Source organism: Jeotgalibacillus marinus (assembly GCF_040801915.1).
Lineage (GTDB): Bacteria > Bacillota > Bacilli > Bacillales > Jeotgalibacillaceae > Jeotgalibacillus > Jeotgalibacillus marinus.
The window spans coordinates 1-236 of sequence record NZ_JBFMIA010000292.1 but is presented as its reverse complement, the minus strand read 5'-3'; the positions used below and the strand labels follow the sequence as shown (position 1 = coordinate 236).

The following is a 236-nucleotide window of genomic DNA, read 5'->3' as shown; positions in this document are numbered from 1 at the left end:
CCTCCCGGGCTTGGGCACTGCGTTCGGCACCTTCCTGCTGCGGCAGCACTTCCGGACCCTGCCGGCGTCCATCCTGGAATCGGCCGAGATGGACGGGGCCGGGCACTGGCGCCGTCTCTGGCAGATCGTGGTCCCCGTGTCCGTTCCCTCCATCGCCACCGTGGCGCTGGTGACCATCGTGACCGAATGGAACGACTACATCTGGCCGCTCATCATCACGGACCGGCCGGAAACAA

At 66.9% G+C, this 236-nt stretch carries 1 protein-coding gene; it reads left to right on the top strand.

Going from position 1 to position 236, the window contains the following annotated elements:
* Positions 1 to 236 (top strand): ABC transporter permease subunit (locus AB1471_RS17905; protein WP_367781066.1); only part of this gene is annotated, 236 nt, incomplete at both ends.